This window comes from Pseudomonas sp. LBUM1661, assembly GCF_059695925.1.
In genome coordinates this window covers 3,284,984-3,302,159 of the sequence record NZ_CP166794.1, presented here as the reverse complement: position 1 = coordinate 3,302,159, position 17,176 = coordinate 3,284,984, and the positions used below count along the sequence as shown (strand labels likewise).

General features: G+C 61.8%; 16 protein-coding genes. 8 read left to right on the top strand and 8 right to left on the bottom strand.

Going from position 1 to position 17,176, the window contains the following annotated elements:
* Positions 1–4 precede the first annotated feature (4 nt).
* From ACA057_RS15165 to ACA057_RS15130, 8 genes are all read left to right on the top strand, one after another.
* Positions 5–949 carry a DUF58 domain-containing protein gene (locus ACA057_RS15165; protein WP_059403501.1) on the top strand — a complete coding sequence of 315 codons (945 nt, stop codon included), beginning with the start codon at positions 5–7 and terminating at the stop codon, positions 947–949.
* On the top strand, positions 946–1,440 hold the full coding sequence (locus ACA057_RS15160; RefSeq protein ID WP_497349633.1) for a DUF4381 domain-containing protein: 495 nt from the start codon (positions 946–948) through the stop codon (positions 1,438–1,440). Before ACA057_RS15165 ends, ACA057_RS15160 begins: the two co-directional genes overlap by 4 nt.
* Positions 1,433–2,512 carry a vWA domain-containing protein gene (locus ACA057_RS15155; protein WP_497349631.1) on the top strand — a complete coding sequence of 360 codons (1,080 nt, stop codon included), beginning with the start codon at positions 1,433–1,435 and terminating at the stop codon, positions 2,510–2,512. Before ACA057_RS15160 ends, ACA057_RS15155 begins: the two co-directional genes overlap by 8 nt.
* Positions 2,509–4,239 (top strand): tetratricopeptide repeat protein, encoded by a 1,731-nt coding sequence (locus tag ACA057_RS15150; protein WP_497349629.1) that lies wholly within the window; start codon positions 2,509–2,511, stop codon positions 4,237–4,239. The genes ACA057_RS15155 and ACA057_RS15150 overlap by 4 nt, the downstream gene beginning before the upstream one ends.
* Positions 4,236–5,876, top strand: a complete 1,641-nt coding sequence (locus ACA057_RS15145; RefSeq protein ID WP_497349627.1) for a BatD family protein — start codon at positions 4,236–4,238, stop codon at positions 5,874–5,876. Before ACA057_RS15150 ends, ACA057_RS15145 begins: the two co-directional genes overlap by 4 nt.
* 254 nt (positions 5,877–6,130) lie before the next feature.
* Positions 6,131–7,375, top strand: coding sequence for an exonuclease SbcCD subunit D C-terminal domain-containing protein (locus ACA057_RS15140; RefSeq protein WP_497349625.1), 1,245 nt, complete (start codon positions 6,131–6,133; stop codon positions 7,373–7,375).
* Entirely contained in the window at positions 7,372–11,013 is a 3,642-nt protein-coding gene (locus ACA057_RS15135; RefSeq protein WP_497349623.1) for an AAA family ATPase, read from the top strand. Before ACA057_RS15140 ends, ACA057_RS15135 begins: the two co-directional genes overlap by 4 nt.
* Entirely contained in the window at positions 11,010–11,606 is a 597-nt protein-coding gene (locus tag ACA057_RS15130; protein WP_497349621.1) for a glutathione S-transferase, read from the top strand. The genes ACA057_RS15135 and ACA057_RS15130 overlap by 4 nt, the downstream gene beginning before the upstream one ends.
* 97 nt (positions 11,607–11,703) lie before the next feature.
* Here the strand turns inward: ACA057_RS15130 and ACA057_RS15125 are convergent, their stop codons facing one another.
* The 8 genes from ACA057_RS15125 to ACA057_RS15090 form a co-directional block, all read right to left on the bottom strand.
* Entirely contained in the window at positions 11,704–11,961 is a 258-nt protein-coding gene (locus tag ACA057_RS15125) for a hypothetical protein (protein ID WP_497349619.1), read from the bottom strand.
* Entirely contained in the window at positions 11,958–12,170 is a 213-nt protein-coding gene (locus tag ACA057_RS15120) for a hypothetical protein (protein WP_497349617.1), read from the bottom strand. Before ACA057_RS15120 ends, ACA057_RS15125 begins: the two co-directional genes overlap by 4 nt.
* 115 nt (positions 12,171–12,285) lie before the next feature.
* Positions 12,286–12,411, bottom strand: a complete 126-nt coding sequence (locus ACA057_RS15115; RefSeq protein WP_255141673.1) for a hypothetical protein — start codon at positions 12,409–12,411, stop codon at positions 12,286–12,288.
* Positions 12,412–12,621: 210 nt separating this feature from the next.
* Positions 12,622–12,801 (bottom strand): hypothetical protein, encoded by a 180-nt coding sequence (locus ACA057_RS15110; RefSeq protein ID WP_008030101.1) that lies wholly within the window; start codon positions 12,799–12,801, stop codon positions 12,622–12,624.
* 155 nt (positions 12,802–12,956) lie between these two features.
* A complete protein-coding gene (locus ACA057_RS15105) occupies positions 12,957–14,126 on the bottom strand; it encodes a lactonase family protein (RefSeq protein WP_497349908.1) in 1,170 nt (389 codons plus the stop codon).
* Positions 14,119–14,415: a DUF5629 family protein gene (locus ACA057_RS15100; protein ID WP_497349615.1), complete on the bottom strand. Its 297-nt coding sequence runs from the start codon at positions 14,413–14,415 to the stop codon at positions 14,119–14,121. The genes ACA057_RS15105 and ACA057_RS15100 overlap by 8 nt, the downstream gene beginning before the upstream one ends.
* A 248-nt stretch (positions 14,416–14,663) precedes the next feature.
* Positions 14,664–15,656 carry an AraD1 family protein gene (gene araD1, locus ACA057_RS15095; protein WP_497349613.1) on the bottom strand — a complete coding sequence of 331 codons (993 nt, stop codon included), beginning with the start codon at positions 15,654–15,656 and terminating at the stop codon, positions 14,664–14,666.
* 158 nt (positions 15,657–15,814) lie between these two features.
* Entirely contained in the window at positions 15,815–17,137 is a 1,323-nt protein-coding gene (locus ACA057_RS15090) for an MFS transporter (RefSeq protein WP_497349612.1), read from the bottom strand.
* Between the last annotated feature and the right edge of the window lie 39 nt (positions 17,138–17,176).

Sequence of the window (17,176 nt, the reverse complement as noted above, 5' to 3'; positions counted from 1 at the left end):
CCCGATGAACGCCATACTGCCACCGGAACCGGGCATCCGTGTCAGCCTCGCCGAGCTGATCGAGATGCGCCATCGCGTGCGTGAAGTGCAGCTGTTCTCCACGCCGAGCCAGCGCAGCCCGCTGATCGGCCTGCACCACTCCAAGCTGCGTGGCCGTGGCGTCGACTTCGATCAGGTGCGGGTCTATCAGGCTGGCGATGACGTGCGAAGTATCGACTGGCGCGTCACCGCCCGCACCCAGGAGCCTCACACCAAGCTGTTCCACGAAGAACGCGAGCGACCGATTTTTATCATGGTCGAGCAAAGCCGTCGGCTGTTTTTCGGCTCGGGGCTGATGTTCAAATCGGTGCTCGCCGCCCAGGCCGCGAGCCTGATCGGCTGGGCCGCCCTGGGCCATAACGACCGGGTTGGCGGGCTGGTGTTCGGCGATAATGAGCACTACGAAATCAAACCCCGACGCAGCAAACAGAGCCTGTTGCAACTGCTCAACCGACTGGTGCGGGTCAATCAGTCGCTGCACACCGAAAGCGAAACGGATCGCGATGCCTTCAACATTGCCCTGCGCCGCGCCCGTGAAGTGCTGCGTCCCGGCAGTCTGGTGATCATCATCTGCGACGAACGCGCGCTGACCGAAGGCGCCGAACAACAGCTGAGCCTGTTGTCGCGACATTGCGATCTGTTGCTGTTGCCGGTCTCCGATCCGCTCGATCACGCCCTGCCCGCCGCTGGCCTGCTGCGATTTGCCGAACGCGGTGCGCAACTGGAACTCGACACGCTGAATTACGACCTGCGCCAGACCTACCGCGCCCAGGCCGAAGCCCGGATCGCCCACTGGGAATTGCTCGCGCAAAAGCTGCGCGTTTTGCTGATGCCCTTGAGCACCCAGAGTGAAATGGTCGAGCAACTGCGCGAGTACCTGAACCCACAGAAACCGGGGAAAGCTCGATGAGCAGCCTCGATCAACTGCAGCCGTTGATTTCCCCGCCGCCCATCGAGTTTTGGCCGCCGGCACCGGGCTGGTGGCTGTTGCTGTTATTGCTGCCGCTGATCGGTTTCGGCCTGTGGCATTTACGCCGTTTCCTGCCGAGCAAACGCCCCATCGTACGCGCCGAACAACCCTTGGACCCGGTGCGCGTCGCCGCGCTGGCCGAACTGGCGTTGATGCCCAAACCCTACGACGGCGCGCCGGCCGGTGCCTGGTTGCAGCAACTCAACGGTTTGCTCAAGCGCCTGTGCCGCAACCATTATCCCTACAGCCAGAGCCACACCCTCAACGGGCGCAAATGGCTGGCGTTCCTCGATAACCGCTGCCCGGCCGCCGGCCTGACGCGCTGGATGGTGCTGGTCGAAGGCGCCTACAAACCCGAATGCAAACTCGACGACAAGGCCATCGCCGGCCTGACCCAAGCCGTCGACACCTGGATTCGCAAACATGTTTGAGCTCGCCTGGCCGTGGATCTTCGCCCTGCTGCCGCTGCCGTGGCTGCTGCGTATCGTGCTGCCGGTCGCCGACAGTGGCGAGCCGGCGCTTAAAGTCAGCTTCCTCAGCGACCTCGAAGGCCTGGCCCGCCGCCGTGCCCGCGCCAACCTGCCGGCCTGGCGCCAACAAGCGCCGTTCATTCTGCTGTGGTTGTTGTTGCTGATGGCTGCGGCACGCCCGCAATGGCTCGGCGAACCGCTGCCGATTGCTGCCAGTGGCCGCGATCTGCTAGTGGCGGTCGACGTCTCCGGCTCCATGGATTTCCCCGACATGCAGTGGCAGGACGAAGACGTCAGCCGGCTTTCGCTGGTCCAGCATTTGCTCGGCGATTTTCTCGAAAGCCGCGAAGGCGATCGGGTCGGCCTGATCCTGTTCGGCAGCCAGGCCTATCTGCAAGCGCCGTTGACGTTTGATCGGCGCACCGTGCGCGTGTGGCTCGACGAAGCGCGGATCGGCATCGCCGGCAAGAACACCGCCATCGGCGATGCCATTGGCCTGGCGCTAAAGCGCCTGCGCATGCGTCCGGCACAGAGCCGCGTACTGATTCTGGTCACCGACGGCGCCAACAACGGTGGCGAAATCGACCCGCTCACGGCGGCGCGACTGGCAGCCACTGAAGGGGTGAAAATCTACCCGATCGGTATCGGCGCCGATCCGGAGCAAAGCGGCACCCTGGGATTCCTCGGTGTCAATCCGAGCCTGGACCTCGATGAGGACTCTTTGAAGGCCATCGCCCAAGCCACCGGCGGCCAGTACTTCCGCGCCCACGACGGCAAAGAACTACAGACGATCAAGGCCACCCTCGACCAACTGGAACCGGTAACCCAGCAACCGACGCAGGCTCGCCCGGCGCAAGCGTTGTATCACTGGCCTTTGGCGATGGCGTTGCTGTTGAGCATGCTGTTGGTGGTCCGTGAACGCTGGCCGGACAACCCGTTGCAACGCCTGTTCACCAAGGAGCTGTATCTGCAATCGCCACTGCCTGACTGGCGCCAACGGCTCAAACGCCTGCGTCTGCGGAGGCGCCGATGAGTGCGCTCTGGCCTTACTGGTTCCGCCCCTGGTGGCTGCTGCTGTTGCCGGTGCTCGGCTGGTTGCTCTGGCAACTCTGGCATCGGCAAAAACGCGCCGGGCGCTGGCAGATGATTCTGCCGCCGGCCTTCCACGCCGCATTGCTCAGTGGCGGCAGCGGTCGCGACAGCAAATTGCCGTGGGTCGCCCTGGGCGTCGCCTGGGTACTGACCCTTCTGGCGTTGCTGGGGCCGAGTTGGGAGCGTGTCGAGCAAACCAGCCAGAAACCTGCCGATCCGCTGGTGGTGATCCTGGAGCTGACCCCGGAAATGCTCGCCACCGACGTGGCGCCGAACCGCCTGGAACAGGCCCGACGCAAGCTGTTCGACCTGCTGCAAAATCGCAGCGACGCCCAGACTGCCATCGTGGTCTACGCCGGCAGCGCGCACACGCTGGTGCCGCTGTCCGATGACCTGTCCACCAGCGGCAACCTGCTGGATGCGCTGAAGCCGTCGCTGATGCCGCAGGCCGGTCATCGCGCCGATCTGGCCGTGACCAAGGCCCTCGCGCTATTGGAGCAAGGCGCCCTCGGCGATGGTCGGATTCTGCTGATTGGCTCGACCCTGACCGAAGAGGAACGCCAAGGCATTCGCCGGGCGCTGGACGGCAAGGCGACGCAGTTTTTGATGCTCGGTATCGGCACCGCCGAAGGTGCGCCCATTACGCGCGAGGACGGCAGTTTCCTCAAGGACGAACAAGGCGCGATTCTGGTGCCGCACCTGGACGAGCCCAGCCTGAAAGCCTTCGTCAATGGCCTGGACGGACGCTATCGCCATGCGCGCCTGGGCGATGCCGACTTGCGTGCCCTCGGCCTGCTCGATGGCCCGCGCAACGTGCGCCACGACGGCCAGATCCTGCGCCTCGACACCTGGGCCGACCAGGGTTACTGGCTGTTGCTGCCGCTATTACTGCTGGCGGCCTGCGCTGGCCGGCGCGGCTGGTTGTTCTGCCTGCCGCTGCTGTTCCTGCTGCCACAACCAAGCTACGCCTTCGACTTCGAAGACCTGTGGTTGCGGCCCGATCAGCAGGGCCTGCACTTGCTCAAGCAAAAACGCCCGGCCGAGGCCGCCGAGCATTTCGACGATCACCAATGGCAAGGCGTGGCGCTCTATGAAGCCGGCGACTACAGTGGCGCCGCCCAGCGGTTCGCCGAAAGCAATGACGCCCACGCCCACTACAATCGTGGCAACGCCTTGGCCAAAAGCGGTGAACTGGACGCCGCGCTGGATGCTTACGATCAGGCCCTGGAACTTCAGCCGGATTTGCGCCCGGCCTTGACCAACAAAGCGCTGGTGGAAAACCTGATCAAGCAGAAAAACACGCCGCCGCCCGTTGAACCGGACAAAAACACCGGTGAGGAAAACCAGGCCACCGCGCAGGAACCACTACCCGGTGCAGCCTCCCAACCGGGCGAACCGAAAACCGACGCCGAGCAAACCACACCGGACGCCGAGCAACAGTCCACTGCACCGCCGAAACCGGGTGCCAACGAAGTCCCCGGCAGCGAACTGGGGGACGAGCAGCACACCACGCCACCCTTGCGCCCGGCCAGCAGCAGCATCGACGGCGAACAGCGTCAGGCGCTGGAGCAATGGTTGCGCAAGATCCCGGATGATCCGGGTGAATTGCTCAGACGCAAATTCTGGTACGAACAGCAACAACATCAGGATCAGGGAAAAACTCGATGAACCGCTTCACCGCCTTCTTGCTCGCGCTGCTGCTCTGGACTGTTCAGGCCCAGGCTACGGGGCTGCTCGCCAGTGTCGATCGCAGTCGCCTGAACTCCGGCGAAACGGTCGAACTGACGCTGGAATCCAACGACGTGACGCAGTTTGGCAAACCTGACCTGACGCCACTGGAGCCGCTGTTCGAAGTACGCGGCACGCGCCAGGTCAACCAGTTGACCACCCTCAACGGCGACAGCCGTGCCACCACTCGCTGGATCATCACCCTGCTGCCGAAGCAGAATGGCAGCGTGGAGATTCCGTCGCTGCAATTGGGCGATGTGCAGAGCCAGCCCATCACCGTGCAAGTGATCGAGAGCGAAACCCAGGACACCGCGAGCAAACTCGCGCCGGTGTTCATCGATGCCAGCCTCGACCAAAACAGCGTGTATGTGCAGGCCCAGGCTGTCCTGACCTTGCGCATCTACCATTCGGTCTCGCTGTACGACGACAGCAGCCTGCCGCCCTTGCAGATCCCCGATGCACGCATCGAACAGTTGGGCGAGTCGCGTACCTACGAGAAAGCCATCAATGGCTTGCGCCATGGCGTGATCGAAATGCGTTATGCGATTTATCCGCAACACAGCGGCGTGTTGACCATTCCGGCGCAGATATTCAATGCCGCGCTGGTCGAGGCGCAGCCCGCTCAGGACAACGCCACCCAAGCGCCGAAATCGGGCAAATTGATGCGCGTCAGCTCCTCAGAACTCCTGCTGACGGTCAAGGCTAAACCCGCCAGCTATCCCGCCGACCTCCCATGGCTGCCAGCCCGCAGCCTGAGCCTGAGCGAAAGCTGGAACCCGGAACCGGATCACGTCCAGGTCGGTGATTCACTGACCCGCAGCCTGACCTTGAGAGCCGAAGGCCTGGCCAGTTCGCAATTGCCGCCGTTGCCGGCCACCGACGTCAATGGCCTGCGGCGCTACCCGGATCAACCGGTGCTGGGCAACCAGAACACCGAGCGCGGTTTAATTGGCAGTCGCGAGGACAGGGAAGCGCTGGTGCCGACGCGTAGCGGCGACATCGAATTGCCGGCGGTGGACGTGGTGTGGTGGAACACCTTCGAGGATCATCTGGAACACAGCAGCCTGCCGGCCCGAACCCTGCCCGTGGCAACCAATCCAAGCCTGATGATCGACACCCCGGCCAGCGCGCCCCAAGCCACCGCCGCCGCGATCAACGAAGCCCTCTGGTGGTGGAAGCTCAGCACGCTGATCCTGGCATGCACCACCCTGCTGGGCTTCGGCCTCTGGTGGCGCGCTCGCTGGCAACCGGCGATCTTGCGGGCGACGCAGACCGGCCCGAGCCCGCGCACCGTGCTCGACGACCTCAAGCGTGCCTGCCAGGCCAATGATTCCCACGCCACCCGCCAGGCCCTCGACGCCTGGGCAAGGCAGCAACCGGAAACCCTGGCCGACATGGCCGCCCGCTTCGTCCCACTGTCCGACGCCCTCGACGGCCTGAACGGCGCGCTCTACAGCGAAACCGGCCAGCATTGGCAAGGCGAGGAACTGTGGCGAGCGATCAAGGCGATCCCGATTGCCGAACGGGTTCAGGACCCGGTGGGCGACAGCGGCCTTCCGCCGCTTTACCCCAAATAGACCCAATCCCTGTAGCAGCTTGGCGAAGCCTGCGTCCGGCTGCGCAGCAGTCGTAAAATCAGCACACGCGGTGTATCACATAAACCGTGCAGGCTGGATTTACGACTGCTGCGCAGCCGAACGCAGGCTTCGCCAGCTACTACGCGGGTTGTGGTGTTGCTGACCACATGTAGCCCGTTTGCCAGTAAACTCTCTCCCCTTTCGCCGCCATCATTTCCCACGCGGCCATCACCTTATTTCCTACGGAGTTTGCCTTGCGTCTGTTTCACACCTCCGACTGGCACCTTGGGCAGAATCTGCATGGCCAGGAACGCGATTTCGAGCACGGCTGTTTTCTCGACTGGCTGCTGCGTCAGCTGAAGCTGGACCAGCCCGACGTGTTGCTGATTGCCGGCGATATCTTTGACACGGTCAATCCACCGGTCAAAGCCCAGGAACGCCTTTACGACTTCATCGTCAGCGCTCACGAGCAGCAACCGTTGCTGACGATCGTGATGATCGCCGGCAACCATGATTCCGGCTCGCGCATCGAACTGCCCGCACCGTTGATGCGCCGTTTGCGTACTCACGCATTGGGCCGTGTGCTGTGGCTGGATGACGGACAACTGGACGCCGAGCGCCTGTTGCTGCCACTGCCGGACGCCAGCGGCGAAATCGCCGGTTGGTGCCTGGCGCTGCCGTTCCTGAGGCCGGCCGAAGTGACCGGCGCGCACCTGGGCGACAACTACCTGCGCGGTATCGGTCAGGTTCACGAATGGCTGATCGAAGCGGCGAACGCCAAACGCAAACCAGGCCAGGCGCTGATTGCCATCAGTCACGCGCACATGGCCGGCGGTTCGGTGTCCGAAGACTCCGAGCGCAGCCTGATCATCGGCAACGCCGAAGCCTTGCCCGCCAGCCTGTTCGGGCCGAGCATCAGCTACGTGGCCCTCGGGCATTTGCACAAGCCACAGAAGGTCAACGGTGAGGAGCGTATCCGATACAGCGGCTCGCCGATTCCGTTGTCGTTCTCCGAGATCGGCTATCAGCATCAGATTCTCGACATCACACTCGAAGGCGAAACCCTGGTCAGCGTCGAACCGAAACTGATCCCGCGCGCGGTGAACCTGCAGCGGATCGGCCCCGCGCCGCTGGCGGAAATCCTCTTGCAACTGGCGGACCTGCCGAACATCGATTTGCTCGCCGACCTGCAGCGTCAACCCTGGCTGGAAGTCCGTGTGCGTCTCGATGAGCCGCAACCGGACCTGCGTCACCAAGTGGAAACCGCGCTGCAAGGCAAAGCCGTACGGCTGGTGCGAATTGCCGCCGAGTACGCAGGCAATGGCAGCCGCGACGGCGTCGATGAGGGCGCGACCTTGATTGAACTGGATCAGCTATCGCCCCAGGAACTGTTCAGCCGGGCCTGGCAGGACAACTACGGCAGCGAGGTCGACGAGCAAACCCTCAAGGACTTTGCCGAGCTGTTGCAGGACGTGCAGATGGAGAGCGAACAACCATGAAGATCCTCGCGATCCGCCTGAAAAACCTTGCCTCGCTGGCCGGGCCTTTTGATATCGACTTCACCGCTGAACCCCTGGCGAGTGCCGGCCTGTTTGCGATCACCGGGCCCACCGGCGCCGGTAAAAGCACCTTGCTCGACGCCTTGTGCCTGGCGCTGTTCGGTGCCGTGCCGCGACTGAGCAACGCTCAAGTGTCGGCCAAAGCACCGGATGCCGATGGCGAAATCAGCACGGGTGACCCTCGTACTCTGCTGCGTCGCGGCACAGGCGAAGGCTATGCCGAAGTGGATTTCGTGGGCATCGATGGCCGTCGCTATCGCGCTCGTTGGGAAGCCAATCGTGCCCGCGAGAAGGCTGGCGGCAAGCTGCAAGCCAGCCGTCAAAGTTTACGTGACATCGATCTGGATCAATTGCTGGCCAGTCAGAAAGTCGAATTCAAAACCCAGCTCGAATCCGTCCTGGGCCTGAACTTCGAACAGTTCACCCGCGCCGTACTGCTCGCCCAGAGCGAGTTCAGCGCCTTTCTCAAGGCCAACGATAACGAGCGCAGCGAGCTGCTGGAAAAGCTCACCGACACGGCGCTCTACACCCGTCTCGGTCGGCGTGCCTTCGACAAGACCAAAGAGGCGCGCGAAACCCACAAGCTGTTGCAGGATCAGGCCACCGGCGTCACGCCGCTGTCGCCAGAAGCCCGCACAGAACTGGATGAGCGCTTCAACGACGCCCAGCAGCAACTCAAGACCCAACAGGTGCAGCTCAAGCAGCTTGAGCTGCAACACACCTGGCTCAAGGAGTTGCGGCAGTTGCAGGACGCGCAACTCAGCGCCACTGAACAACTGACCAGCGCTCAGTTGCATTGGGAAAGCCTCACCGGCGAACGCTTGAAGCTGACCCGGCTGGAGCAACTGGCGCCGCAACGGCACCAGTTCGCCCGCAAGACTGAACTCGTCGCCCAGCTCACGCCTTTGGCGGCGCAGATTCAGTTGCACAGCCAACAGCAAAGCGAACTGCAAGCGCGTCAGGCGCAGCTTGAACACAGCCTGAGCGCGGCGCAGACCGCTCTCGTCGAAGCGCAAAGCCAACACAGTACAAGCGCGCCGCTGCTGCGTCAGGCTTTCGAAGAGCAAAGCACCCTCGCCCGCCTGGTCAAAGACGCGGCGCTCAGTACCGAGCGCAAACAGCAGGCAGAACTGGCCTGCACCCAGGGCCAAACCACGATTCAAGGCTTGCTCGAGCAACAAAAACGGGTCGCCGAACGCTTGCAACGGATTGCCGGGGAGCTTGAACAAAGTAGCCATCTGGCGCCATTGAGCGACGCCTGGAACGCCTACCGTCACCGCCTGCAACAACTGATGCTGGTGGGCAATCGACTGAACAAGGGCCAGGCCGAACTGGCCACTTTGGAGCAAAGCGCCAGCCACGCCGCCGAGGCGCTGGCCACCCAGCGCCAGAGCCTTGAAGTGCTGTACAAAGAGGCCGGTGCCGAACCGGAAGCAGTGGCCGAGCAGGTGCAGATTCTTGGCAGTCTGTTGCAGGACAACCGCAAACAATTGCGCGCCTTTGAAGAACTGACGCGGCTGTGGGCCAGTCATCAAGAGCTGGACAGACGCGCCACCGAACTCCAGCAGCGTCAGTTCGTTGCGCAGCAAGAACGGGATCGCCTGACCCAGGACGGGGTGAAAACCAAAAGCGAACTGACCGTCGCCGAGCAGACCCTGACCGTCACCCGCGAATTGCTGGAACGCCAGCGCCTGGCGCGCAGTGCCAGCGTCGAAGAACTGCGCGCGCAGTTGCAGGACGATCAACCGTGCCCGGTCTGCGGCAGCCCGGACCATCCTTATCATCAACCCGAAGCGCTGCTGCAAAGCCTCGGTCGGCATGATGAAAGCGAACAGGCCAACGCCCAGAAAGCCGTCGACCTGCTGAAAGAAAAACTCACCGACCTGCGTGCCGAAGTCGGTGGCTTGATTGCGCAGCAAAAGGAGTTGCTGCAACAACAGGAACAACTCGCGGCTCAGCAGCACAGTCTGGCACCGAGCCTCGAAGCACATCCGCTGTCGACGCAACTGCTGGCCCAGGACGCGAGCAAACGCGACAGCTGGCTCGCGCAACAAAACAGCCAACTGAACCAAAGCATCACCCAGGACGAACAACGCCAAACCGCCCTGCTCACCCTGCAACAGGATGCCGCGCGGCTTCAACAGCAACTGCGCAGCGCCGAAGCGGCCAGCCAGCAAGCGGCTCAGCACCTGGCCAACCAGCAACGGGAGTTGAGCAGTGATCGCCAGCGCCTGGACGAAGAGCTGACAGCGTTCAGCAGCCTGCTCCCGGCCGACACCCTGCAAGCTTTGCGCAACGAACCTGCGGCGACTTTCACCCAGCTCGACGGGCAGATCGCCCAGCGGCTGGAGCAGCTCGACCAGCAACGCGATGAGCTCAGCGAACAGCTAAAACGCCAGCAGACACTGGAAAAAGAACAGGATCGCCAGCAGACCCGCGCCCAGCAACTCGAAGCCGCTCAGCAGCAGTTCACCGCCCTTGCCGAGCAGCAACACGCTTGTCAGCAGAAGCTCACGCAATTGCTCGGCGTACACAGCAGCGCCGAGCAGTGGCAACAGCAACTGGACCAAGCCGTCGAACAGGCGCGCGCTGCCGAAGCAGCGGCCAATCAGGAACTGCAAACCGTGCGCACGCGGCTGGTGCAACTGGCGGCGGAACTGAAAGCGCAGCAAGAACGCCTGATTGCGCTGGAAGCTGAAGATCGCGAGTTGAGCGGCAAGATCGCCGACTGGCGCGCCTTGCATCCAGAACTGGATGACGGCGGCCTGGAAGACCTGCTGAGCGTCGACGACCAACAGGTCAGTGAACTCAGGCAACGCTTGCAGCACAGCGAAAAAGCCATCGAGCAGGCCAAGGTCCTGTTGCAGGAGCGCGATAAGGTCCTGCTCAATCATCAGGCCCAGCACAACGGCCATCTCGACGCCGAGCAATTGGCGACGGCGCTGGCAGACCTGCAAACCCAGGCCGCCGCCAGCGAACACCGCTGCGCCGAATTGCGTGCCGAGCAGGCCGAGGATCAGCGCCGGCAAAATGCCAATCAGGCCTTGGCGCAACAGATCGCCAGCGCCTACACCGAGTACCAGCGCTGGGCGCGTTTGAATGCGCTGATCGGTTCGGCCACCGGCGACACGTTCCGCAAGATCGCCCAGGCCTACAACCTCGACCTGCTGGTGCATCACGCCAACGTACAGTTGCGGCAACTGGTGCGGCGCTATCGCCTGAAACGCGGCGGCAGCATGCTCGGGTTGCTGGTGATGGACACCGAGATGGGCGACGAGCTGCGGTCGGTGCATTCGTTGTCCGGTGGCGAGACGTTCCTGGTGTCTCTGGCGCTGGCCTTGGGCCTGGCGTCAATGGCGTCGAGCACACTGAAAATCGAATCGCTGTTCATCGACGAAGGCTTCGGCAGTCTCGATCCGGAATCCCTGCAACTGGCCATGGACGCCCTCGACGGCTTGCAAGCCCAGGGCCGTAAGGTCGCAGTGATTTCCCACGTACAGGAAATGCACGAACGGATTCCGGTGCAGATTCAGGTCCGCCGTCAGGGCAACGGCCTGAGTACCCTGGAGGTGAAATGATCACGCTGTATTCCTTCCGCCGCTGCCCGTACGCCATGCGGGCGCGCATGGCCCTGCGTTACGCCGGGGTTGCGCTGGACATTGTCGAAGTCAGCCTGAAGGCCAAACCCGCCGAGATGCTCGCACTGTCGAGCAAAGGCACGGTGCCGGTGTTGAGTGTCGATGGTCAGGTGATCGATGAGAGTCTGGAGATCATGCGCTGGGCTTTGGCGCAGAATGATCCGCAGGACTGGTTGCTCACAGGTGATCCGCAGGGACAGGCATCCATCGCCGCGCTGATCGAAGAGAACGATCAAGCGTTCAAGGTGCATCTGAATCACTACAAGTACGCCGAGCGTTATCCCGAGCAGCCGATGGCGTTCTATCGCGCCGAGGGCGAGGTGTTTTTGCGCAAACTCGATGAGTTGCTGGAGGGCCGCGACTACTTGCTGGCGGCGCATCCGAGCCTGGCGGATGTGGCGTTGATGCCGTTCATACGGCAATTCGCCCATGTCGATCGCGAGTGGTTCGCCCAGACGCGTTACGTGCGGTTGCAGGCGTGGCTACAGCGATTCCTCGACTCAGACCTCTTCACCGGCATCATGCAAAAATAACCACTTCCTGTAGGAGCGAGGCTTGCCCGCGAAGGCGTCATCAAGGCCGCTAAAAGCTTCGCGGGCAAGCCTCGCTCCTACAGGGGTGTTCGATCGGTCAGGCCAGTACGTTGCACATTTCCAGCGCCGAGCAATCGACCTGGAACGGGCCGAAGTAATCGTCCTGGCGTTTGACCGGCGGATTGCCTGCCAACAGACCCAAGGCCTTGGCGGTTTCAATATTACGTGCAAGGTTGTGATTGGCTTCGATGGACCGGGCCACGGAACCTGCCGAGCCCTGCCCTATCCCCAACAGTGAAGCGCCATTGGTCATGAACGCCAGGAAGGCGATGACCCAGAGTTTGCCTCCTTTCATGCCCCTGCCACTCCTGCCACGTCTGCCTGATCGATCACTGCGTTTTGGACGCGGTGATCGAACTGGATGCCAGGATGAGCGACTTGAATCGGCGCTTCGAAAGACTGTTGCGATTGCGGCGAAAGGCTGACAACCAACACCAGGGCCACGTAAAGAGCGATAGCCAGGTAGGCGCCATGTTTGGCATAAGTGATGATTGCGCTGGCCATGGTGTTCTCCGTAGGCATGTTTCGATGCCCACAGAATCGATCAAAAAAGCCGTAACAACCACTCAGGGTTATCCATAGTAACCATCAGCTTCGTTGATCATTAATCCAGTCTATTTCAGTCTTCAATAAAACTCATCAAGCGCTCGCGGGCCGCATCCGGCTCGTCTGGAACGGGCTGGGCAGCCGAAAGAATGGGGGTGGAATAGAGAAACAGAAGAACCACGGCCAGTCGCATCGCCATGCGGTCGATCCTTGTGATAAGAGAAGGAGTCAGAAAATCAGCGTCAAATTTAAACTCATGGCCATGTGATATCAAGCAGTACCTTGATATCAATATGATGCTGTCGGAAACGCGTTATGCAGGAGCGACATCACTCAGGTTTCTCGAGGCTTTTCAGCCCGATCGACACAAGTGACTTCGCTCCTGCATAAAAGGTGCAGGGCTTGAATTTCAGGCTTGGGTTTTGTGATCCAGCGCCGCGTAGAAGTTGGCACTTTGTTGCAGGTATTTCTGGGTGTAGCTCTGGGCGTGGGATTTTTTGTCGCTGATTTCAACGTTGGCGCTGGCTGGCAGAGCAACGGTTGCAGAGATAGCGGAGGCGGCGATTACGGAGAAGAGATTGAAGTTCATGGCGGTGTTCCTCGAAGTCAGTTGGCTTGCTTGCCCGGTGGGGCCGTGAAGCCAACTTAACCGCGGGGATTCACGCGCTGAAATGCTTTGTAGCATTACTAAACATCAGCGTCATTGATAGAAGGACGCAGGCCCCACCAACCGGGGCCTGCGGCCTATTGACGCACCAGGAACTTGAGATCGCTCGGGGCATCCATCGGCAGTTTTTGCACGGTTTTACCCAGCAAACCGGTCTTGGTATCGCGCTCGACCACCACAATCTGGTTGCTTTTCTGGTTGGCAATCAACAAGAACTTGCCGCTTGGATCGAGGCTGAACTCGCGCGGATGATCACCCTCCACCGCTCTGCGCTGCAGCTCTTTGAGGTGGCCGCTCGCCGGGTCGATGGCGAACACCAGCAGTTGATTGGCGGTGCCACGGTTGCTGACATAGAGGAACTTGCCATCGGCCGACGCATGCAGGGCCGCAGCGGCTTTGTCCGAAGCGGGCTGCCCCGCCGCCAGATCAATCATCTGCGTTTGCTCGAGTTTGCCGTCCTGGTAGTCGAACACCGCCACCTGCGCACTCATTTCCATGGTCAGCCACGCGTGCTTGCCATCGGCGCTGAACAGCAAATGCCGAGGCCCGCTGCCGGGCGGCAATTGGACTGACGCCGGTGTCGCGGCGGCCAGCGGCAAGTCTGGATTGGCCTTGGGATCGAAGCGGTAGACAAAAATCTTGTCGGCCCCCAGATCATTCGAAAAGACAAATTTGCCATCCGGCGACGAGACCGTCGAATGCACATGGGCCGACATCTGCCGCTCGGGGTTGACCCGGCTCGACGGATGGCTGCTCATTTGCACCACGTGTTTGAGCTTGCCGTGGCCACCTACCGGTATCACCGCCAAGGTACCGCCCGGATCTTCAGCCACCGAGTAGTTGCTGACAAACAGGTGACTGGCGTCAACACTGAGGCTCGAATGCGTCGGCTCGTTGCCCAGGCTCTGAACCTGATTGATCAGGCTCAGCGCATGGGTTTTGGAATCGATCGCGTAACTGCTGACGCGCCCTACCGGATCAGCCTGCCCCGGACCGTTTTCGTTGACCACGTACAGGTGGCGCTGATCCTTGGACACGGTCAGCCAGGACGGGTTTTCACTCTCGACCACTTGCAGCGGCTTGGCGTCGATCTGCCCGGTGGCGGCGTCGAAGTTCAGGCGATAAATCCCCTGGCTCTGGCCGGCCGTGTAGGAGCCGACCAGCAACTGATAGTCGTCGGCCGACGCTACCTGAAAACCCATCGCGCCGACGCTGCCAGCCATCAGTAACGGCCAGAGTTTACGCATCCTCATTCACTTCGTCCTCGTCGTCATCACCGCGAATCGCGGTCATGCACACCAACCGGTGTTCGCCGGAAGCACCGGTGATCAGCCAGCTTTGCAAGGTCGGATCGAAGGTCGCGGCCCCGACCTCGTCCGGGGTGAATTCCCAGTGCTTGGACACGCGGCCGTCTATGCATTCGATGTGCAGGTTGTCGTCTTCATCGAGGGAGAATTCGAAGGCGTGCAGCCCGTCGATCTCCACCATGTCGCAGTGTTCGAGGGTGTGGAGCAAGGTGTCGGTTGCGGCAGTCATGGCAGTCAATCTTTGAATGGGAAAAACGCAATGATAGCTCATCACACCCGATTGATCGTTTCACACTAACGTGTGGGAGCGGGCTTGCCCGCGATGACGGTCATTCAGACAACGATGAAGGTGCCTGACACTGCGCTATCGCGGGCAAGCCCGCTCCCACAGGGATTGCGTTCGACCGTTAGCGGGCGTTGCGGGAACGCTGGCCGCCGATGAAGTTGTGCCCCAGGATGCGGGTCAGGGGCATCCCCTTAAAGTGTGCCGACAGTGCCAGGTTCAAACGCCGCGCCCACAGGCTCGATGCCGTTGATCAATGGCGCGCCGAACTCGGCCTGGCTGATCTCGAACACGTCACCCGGTCGGGTGCGGATGCCGTCGGCAAAGGACAGGGTCGCGGTGCCGAAGAAGTGAATGTGCACGTCGCCCGGACGCAGGAACTGGCTGTACTTGAAATGGTGGTATTCGAGGTTCGCCAGGCTGTGGCACATGTTGGCTTCGCCACTGAGAAATTCGTTCTGCCACAGCACTTCGCCATCGCGCAGAATGCGGCTGGTGCCGGCCAGGTGCTGCGGCAATTCGCCGACCCGAAGTTCCGGGCCATAGCTGCAACTACGCAATTTCGAATGCGCCAGGTACAGGTAGTTTTTGCGCTCCATCACATGATCGGAGAACTCGTTGCCCACGGCGAACCCGAGGCGATACGGCTTGCCGTCGTGGCCGATGACGTAGAGGCCGCTGAGCTCGGGTTCTTCACCGGCGTCTTCGGCAAACGGTGGCAGCGGGAACGGTTGGCCCGGGCGCACGACAATGCTGCCGTCGCCCTTGTAGAACCATTCCGGTTGCACGCCGGCCTGCCCCGCTGCCGGTTTTCCGCCCTCCACGCCCCATTTGAAAATACGCATGGTGTCAGTCATCGCGGCTTCATCGCCGGCCTGCTGATGCATTTTGTCCCGCGCCGAGGCGCTGCCCAAATGGGTCAGGCCGGTGCCGCTGACCAGCATGTGCGCCGGGTCCGGGTGATCCAGCGGCGGCAGGATTCGCAGCTTGGACAGCAACTCGGCGTAGTCGTGACTGATGCCCAGGCCCAGAGTTTGCACCTGCTGCTCAAGATTGCTCCCCGCCTCGATCGCCGCCAGCGCCAGGTCGCGCACCGTGCGCGCCTCCAGCACTTCACGCACCAGACCGCCCTCGACCACGCCGACACGGCGCTCACCGTTACTCAATTCGAACTGAACCAAACGCATGATTTTCTCCTTCGAACACACGACTTCAAAACAACGCAGCCCCCTGTGGGAGCGAGCCTGCTCGCGATAGCGGTGCATCAGTCGACATCCATGTCGGATGTGATGACCTCATCGCGAGCAGGCTCGCTCCCACAGTTGATCGGGGCTGATTTCAGAATTCAGGTACGGGTTGCACCACGGGCGCTGGCCGCAAACTGATCAGCCGGCAGCACATGCTTGCGCTCCAGCAAGCGATAAACCACGCCCGTCAGCAGCAGCCCGAACAGCATCACGCCAGCGAGGAAATACAACCCCGACGCGAGGTTGCCGGTGTACTCCTTCAGCGCACCGATCACGAACGGACCGATGTAGCCGCCGAGATTGCCCACCGAGTTGATCAAGGCGATCCCGGCCGCCGCACTGGCGCCGGCAAAGAACCGGCCCGGCAAGGTCCAGAACACCGCCGTGCAGGAAAACAGCGAGAAGGCCACCAGGCACAGCGCCGCCAGTTGCAACACCGGCACCGTCAGCCAGGCACTGAGGAACAGGCCGATAGCCCCCAACACGTAAAGCACCGCCAAGTGGCCGTAGCGATCATTCAAACGATCGGAACTGCGCGGGATGATCAGCAAACCGATGATCCCGAAGATGTACGGCACCGACGACACGAAGCCGGTCACCAGATCAGTGCCACCAAACTGTTTGATCAGCGTCGGCAGCCACAGGCCCAGGCCATAAATGCTCAGGGTCACCGGCAGGTAAAACAGCGCCAGCAGCAACACGCGTTTGTCTTTGAGCGCATGCAGCGGATTGCCGTGACGGGTCTGGCCGTATGCGTCCAGGTCCTTTTTCAGCTCACCGGTCAGCCAATCCTTCTCGGCCTGGTCCATCCATTTCACCTGCTGCGGGCCATCCGGCAGGTAACGCAGCACCGGCCAGGTCAGCAGGATCGCCGGGGTGCCGATGACGATGAACAGCCACTGCCAGCCGTGCAGCCCGAGGGTGCCGTCCATGCCGAGCAAGCCGCCGGACACCGGGCCGGTGATCATCATCGCAATGGGTTGGGAAAGGATGAACAGCCCGAGGATCTTGCCGCGATGGCGCACCGGGAACCATTGGGTGATGTAGTAGAGAACGCCCGGAAAGAACCCGGCTTCCGCCGCACCGAGCAGAAAACGCATCAGGTAAAAGCTGTTCGGCCCCTGGACGAAAGCCATGCCGATGGTGATGGCGCCCCAGGAGAGCATGATCCGCGCAAACCAGCGCCGCGCGCCGAAGCGATCGAGCATCAGGTTGCTGGGGATTTCCAACAGGAAGTAGCCAATGAAAAACAGCCCGGCGCCCAGGCCATAGGCCGCATCCCCGAGGCCGATGTCGGCGCCCATGTGCAGTTTGGCGAAGCCCACGGCGGAGCGATCCACATAGGCGATCAGGTACAGCAGGATCAGGAAGGGAATCAGTTTCAGCGTGATGCGACGAATAAGCCGCAGTTCCTGGCTCATGAGATCGGTCTCCGATTGTTGTTGTTATGGAACCTCGGG

What these genes read in the sequence shown, in the direction of transcription:
- ACA057_RS15165 (WP_059403501.1), top strand. Translation starts at nt 5, where the DNA reads ATGAACGCCATACTGCCACCGGAACCGGGCATCCGTGTCAGCCTCGCC.
- ACA057_RS15115 (WP_255141673.1), bottom strand. Translation starts at nt 12,411, where the DNA reads ATGGCGATGCGACTGGCCGTGGTTCTTCTGTTTCTCTATTCCACCCCC.
- araD1 (WP_497349613.1), bottom strand. Translation starts at nt 15,656, where the DNA reads ATGCGTTTGGTTCAGTTCGAATTGAGTAACGGTGAGCGCCGTGTCGGC.
- ACA057_RS15155 (WP_497349631.1), top strand. Translation starts at nt 1,433, where the DNA reads ATGTTTGAGCTCGCCTGGCCGTGGATCTTCGCCCTGCTGCCGCTGCCG.
- ACA057_RS15135 (WP_497349623.1), top strand. Translation starts at nt 7,372, where the DNA reads ATGAAGATCCTCGCGATCCGCCTGAAAAACCTTGCCTCGCTGGCCGGG.
- ACA057_RS15130 (WP_497349621.1), top strand. Translation starts at nt 11,010, where the DNA reads ATGATCACGCTGTATTCCTTCCGCCGCTGCCCGTACGCCATGCGGGCG.
- ACA057_RS15090 (WP_497349612.1), bottom strand. Translation starts at nt 17,137, where the DNA reads ATGAGCCAGGAACTGCGGCTTATTCGTCGCATCACGCTGAAACTGATT.
- ACA057_RS15110 (WP_008030101.1), bottom strand. Translation starts at nt 12,801, where the DNA reads ATGAACTTCAATCTCTTCTCCGTAATCGCCGCCTCCGCTATCTCTGCA.
- ACA057_RS15160 (WP_497349633.1), top strand. Translation starts at nt 946, where the DNA reads ATGAGCAGCCTCGATCAACTGCAGCCGTTGATTTCCCCGCCGCCCATC.
- ACA057_RS15145 (WP_497349627.1), top strand. Translation starts at nt 4,236, where the DNA reads ATGAACCGCTTCACCGCCTTCTTGCTCGCGCTGCTGCTCTGGACTGTT.
- ACA057_RS15100 (WP_497349615.1), bottom strand. Translation starts at nt 14,415, where the DNA reads ATGACTGCCGCAACCGACACCTTGCTCCACACCCTCGAACACTGCGAC.
- ACA057_RS15150 (WP_497349629.1), top strand. Translation starts at nt 2,509, where the DNA reads ATGAGTGCGCTCTGGCCTTACTGGTTCCGCCCCTGGTGGCTGCTGCTG.
- ACA057_RS15125 (WP_497349619.1), bottom strand. Translation starts at nt 11,961, where the DNA reads ATGAAAGGAGGCAAACTCTGGGTCATCGCCTTCCTGGCGTTCATGACC.
- ACA057_RS15105 (WP_497349908.1), bottom strand. Translation starts at nt 14,126, where the DNA reads ATGCGTAAACTCTGGCCGTTACTGATGGCTGGCAGCGTCGGCGCGATG.
- ACA057_RS15120 (WP_497349617.1), bottom strand. Translation starts at nt 12,170, where the DNA reads ATGGCCAGCGCAATCATCACTTATGCCAAACATGGCGCCTACCTGGCT.